Genomic DNA, 4,297 nt, shown 5'->3' with positions numbered 1-4,297 from the left:
AATCTTGCCCACTCTTTTTTGCTCATTTCGAAAATGTCCTTTTCTTCCATTTCTCCCTCCTTTTTTGAGGGATATTTTACATCCTTAAACAGGACATTTTCATTTTGCCAGATTAGGACATTTTCATTTTGGTATTACATCTAATTTTACTTTCTGTTAGCTAAAATTGAAAAGTGCACTTCTCTATGTTAGTCTTGAATTACAAATTCAATCACACAGGGAGGGAAAAAGAATGACAGAACATATTCGCAAAAGGCTTACAAGAGAACAGGTAAGAACGATTTTAGACCGGTATTTAAAGAAGGAGATTAGCGCTGAATATGACATGGATTTGCTTGGTCTGAAGCGGAGACAATTCTTTAAATGGGTTAAGAAATACAGGAAAGACTATGAGGTATTTACCATTGAGTACAGCCTCAATGGGGCAAACAGAAGGATTAGTGAAGATATTGAGAAAAGCATCCTGAAGGAATTAAAGACGGAAAAGACTTTGATAGGCAATCCTACCATGCCTATCCGGTTCTACAATTATACTATTTTTGGGGTCCATTATAAAAAGACAAGAGGTATTTTCTCTTAATGCTATCACTTCTTGTGTCGCCAAAACATGAGAAAACTAACAACCGAAACAACGGCTAACCCTATTATTATCCAAAAGACATAAGGAAGATTTTGCAGGGGTATCTTTACATTCATAGAAAAAACGGAAACAACCAGGGTTGGGACCATAAGGGCAATGACAACAATATTTAAGGTCTTCATCAAGATATTTAGATTATTATTGACAATGGAAGCACGGGCATCCATTAAGCCGGCAAGAATGCTGGAATATATATTTGCCTGACGAGAACACTGGTTATTTTCAATGATAATATCATCTAAAAACTCCAAGTCTTCTTGAATAAAACCAATCTTTTTGGCATTATTTTTTAATTTTTCCATAAAGACACCATTAGAATCTATAGCATTAAGATAATAGACCAGATTCTTCTGAATGGTAAATAAACTTATAAGATAGCGGTTTTCCATGGAGTGCTGGATCTTTTGTTCCAAGTCATCAGAAAGCATCATCATCACCCTCAGATGTTCCAAGAAGTGGTAAATAGAACGATATACGAGTTTAAGGATAAGGTTAGTGAGGGAAGTAACTTTTGTGAAGTGTTTCTTCTCGAAGATAATGGTTTGTTCATTTAGCACCAAAATTAAAAGGTTACCAAAGAGGAAGACACCAGTAGTAGCGGTTTTAAATAATAATTGGTCATTTGCTGAATAATTTTTAGGCCATTTTAAGATAAAGGCCAAATGATTTGGTTCAAATTCCAATCGCGAAGGTTCGTCAGGGTCTAAGGCAGAATTAAGCGTATGTTCATCTATTTTATAATGCTCCACAAGAAAACGCTTTTCAGTTTCGTCAGGATTAAAGTAAATTAAAATCGGACTCTTTTCTTCATTGCTTTCTACGATTTGCCCTGAAGAGATCTGATATTTTTTGAGCACCCTAAGTTCTCCTTCGTTTGTTAACTTGCTAATCCTTAGAACACCTATTAATGAAAAATTTGACCTAGAGCAAATTAATTATAGGAAAGTATTAAAGGTTTATATACATAAATTTTATCATTCTGATCAAAATTTATTAATTCAAAATGACCATGAAGAGGAAATTTATGACTTACCACTCGGGCATCTTTCTTTAATTCATCAAATAGCTTAAAAGCCAATTTCCCATTTGTTTCTTGAGTTAGATAAATAGTAACTACATCTGCCTCATTTAAACTATAGTGAAATAAATTTCCCTGAATTAATTTTATATTTCTATTTAATAAATTTAGTAATTTCAATCTTAACTTTACAAAAAATATCTTTAATGGATCAATATCTATACCTACAGCTTTAGCCTTAAATTCTTTAGCCGCAATAATTAATACTCTCCCATCGCCGCATCCTAAATCATAGACTAATTCTCCTTCCTTTAATTTTGCCATAAAAAGCATCTTTCTTATCTTCCTCTTAGGAGTAGGATACCACAAAGCTCCAAAAAAATGAGGGAAAAAGATAAAAGTAAGTATTAAAAGACTTACAACTCCTAATGTGATTAATGAAATAATAATAACCATAAATACTTCTCTTATTATAATTTTATTTGAAGGCAACCAAAATTAAAAACAAACCATAGCCAATAAATTATTGTTTTTGACTAAAATTTTAGATGCATCTTTTATATGCATCTATGAGCTTCTTCTTTGTTTCATGAGGATCTTCAACGATAATCCGAGTTCCCGATAAAACCTCTATAAATCCAACTTCACTCTTATATCTTGGAACAACATGGAGATGAAGGTGATCAATACTTGCTCCTGCTTCTCTTATATTGAAACCAATATTAAACCCCTGAGGTTGATAAAGTTCCTCTAATTTATTCAGACTAAATGAAAGGATATTAAATAATTCCAAGACTTGTTCAGGTTTAAGTTCTCTAGTATCCAATATATGTTCTTTTGGAAATATGATAATATGACCAGGGTTATACGGGTGTAAATTTAAAGAAACTATAAACTCTTTTGATCTATAGATGTCGAGATGCTCCACCTTTGAATCATAATCCCTAACTGCACAAAGGATGCATTTAACATCTGGTCTTATTCCTCTTACGTAAGAAGATTTTGATGGAACAAAGAGATTATTATACATTTCTTATCTTGTCTCTCCCCATCTTAGAGTCTAAATTCAAAAAGTGCTGGTAAGTATTTAGTAACTGTTTAAGTATCAGTTTTCAGCTATCAGTTTGGTTAGGAATAAGTCATTAAGGCAAGAGAGAGGAGCATTGACGCACTATTACCTGATTTTGTTAGTTTTGACTGACGGCTAAGAGCTTGCAGTATTTGCAAGTTTTTCAGAAATTAAAAACTAAACATATCTTTAGATATCTTTTCTGTGGCTTTAAGAACTAACAAAGATTCCTTATTCTTTATTCTTTCTAACTCTTCCTCGTTTTTTAATTTCAATTCTTCTGCTTTATTTTTAATCTTGGCTAATCCTTCTTGATGCTTTTCCTCATAAAGAGAGTTAATGTTTTCTCTAAATTCTAATAAGGTTTTATTGCTCTTTTCTTCTTCTTCCTTTATCATTCTTTCTACTTCCAGCTTAATTCTTTCTTTTTCTTCTTCTAATTCTTTTTCAATATTTTTAATTACTGGAAGCAAAGAATCTCCTTTTTCTATCTTGTTAACTTGTTCAATAGCCATTTTTATCAACCTCCTTTACTTGATTAAATTTCTTACCAGTTATGCTTATGAATTTCTCGTACCCAATTTTTCAGGAATGCCTTCAAAGAAAGATAATAAATATATGAGTCAATGAAGCTTAACGATAAATTATTACAAAATTATTACAAAAATATTTTATAAAGTTAGCATATAATTTCCAATTAATCAATAATAATATTTTAAATGTAATACACTACTTATAGTGAATGTATATCAACTTGCTTAATATTAATGATACCGCAAACTTCAAAAATAAACAAACGAACTTTAGAGAGTTCCTTAACCTTTTCCGCGCTGGGAGGGAGGGATAAGGAAAAGAATCAAAAGCCCACTCGCAAAAAATTTCGCCGAGCCCTCGCAGAGGGCGAGCCAAACCTTTCTTTTTCCAACTTGGCGGTGTTTTTTGAACGAAGTTCGAACATTTTTTGAGCAAAACCCCCCAATAAGGAAGCCATCCCCGCCGTCGCTCGGAAACCTCGCCACCCCGCACAAAAGTTTTCTTCACAATTTTTGATTTGCGCGCGCCGATTTTTTTCTTCTAAAAGGAAAAGAAAACTATTTTGCGGGGTTCTGCTCTGAACGAGCAGGACGGCGGGGCTGTCTTCAATTTGATTTCCCTCGGGCGTGGCGGAATTCCCCCCAAACCCCCTTCCCCCACGCCCTCGCGGGGACGATTCTTTTTTTCGGCGGAATTTGAGGCTGTGCCAATTTCATTAGCGCGCCACCCATAATCCCGGATTTTGCAATAGAAACGCAGAACCGAGATGTGAAAGAAGGGTGTAGATTTGGCACAAAAAAGTGCGCGCATACTTATTGCTATGCAAGTACTTTTTTGTGTCGAAGATGCGCCCTTATTTCACCGTCGAATTCCGTTTCTATTGCAAATTCCGGGATAATTATAAATCCAAATCAGTCCAATTACCAAACTCACCTTTTTTAAATTTAGCACCGCTATCGGTAAAATAAACCCACCTGCCGTTGTTTGTTGTTGTGCCTGTGTTAGCAACCAAACCACCAAATAATTTTTTACCTTT

5 protein-coding genes are annotated in these 4,297 nt (G+C 34.1%); 1 reads left to right on the top strand and 4 read right to left on the bottom strand.

Annotated features, from left to right (window positions below):
- Positions 1-232: 232 nt before the first annotated feature.
- On the top strand, positions 233-580 hold the full coding sequence (locus KJ849_03090) for a hypothetical protein (GenBank protein ID MBU2599545.1): 348 nt from the start codon (positions 233-235) through the stop codon (positions 578-580).
- Positions 581-585: 5 nt separating this feature from the next.
- Here the strand turns inward: KJ849_03090 and KJ849_03085 are convergent, their stop codons facing one another.
- The 4 genes from KJ849_03085 to KJ849_03070 all read right to left on the bottom strand — a co-directional run bounded on the left by KJ849_03085 (position 586) and on the right by KJ849_03070 (position 3,242).
- Positions 586-1,497 (bottom strand): magnesium transporter CorA family protein, encoded by a 912-nt coding sequence (locus KJ849_03085; GenBank protein MBU2599544.1) that lies wholly within the window; start codon positions 1,495-1,497, stop codon positions 586-588.
- Positions 1,498-1,571: 74 nt separating this feature from the next.
- Positions 1,572-2,114, bottom strand: a complete 543-nt coding sequence (locus KJ849_03080; protein MBU2599543.1) for a methyltransferase domain-containing protein — start codon at positions 2,112-2,114, stop codon at positions 1,572-1,574.
- An 88-nt stretch (positions 2,115-2,202) separates the two neighbouring features.
- The gene (locus KJ849_03075) at positions 2,203-2,688 is read right to left on the bottom strand and encodes an HIT domain-containing protein (protein MBU2599542.1); all 486 of its coding nucleotides are present in this window, start codon (positions 2,686-2,688) and stop codon (positions 2,203-2,205) included.
- 209 nt (positions 2,689-2,897) lie between these two features.
- A complete protein-coding gene (locus KJ849_03070) occupies positions 2,898-3,242 on the bottom strand; it encodes a hypothetical protein (protein ID MBU2599541.1) in 345 nt (114 codons plus the stop codon).
- Positions 3,243-4,297: the final 1,055 nt, after the last annotated feature.

The organism is bacterium (assembly GCA_018830565.1).
Classification (GTDB): Bacteria; UBA9089; JAHJRX01; order JAHJRX01; family JAHJRX01; genus JAHJRX01.
The sequence above is the reverse complement of the archived record's forward strand: the minus strand, read 5'-3'. Positions and strand labels throughout refer to the sequence as shown.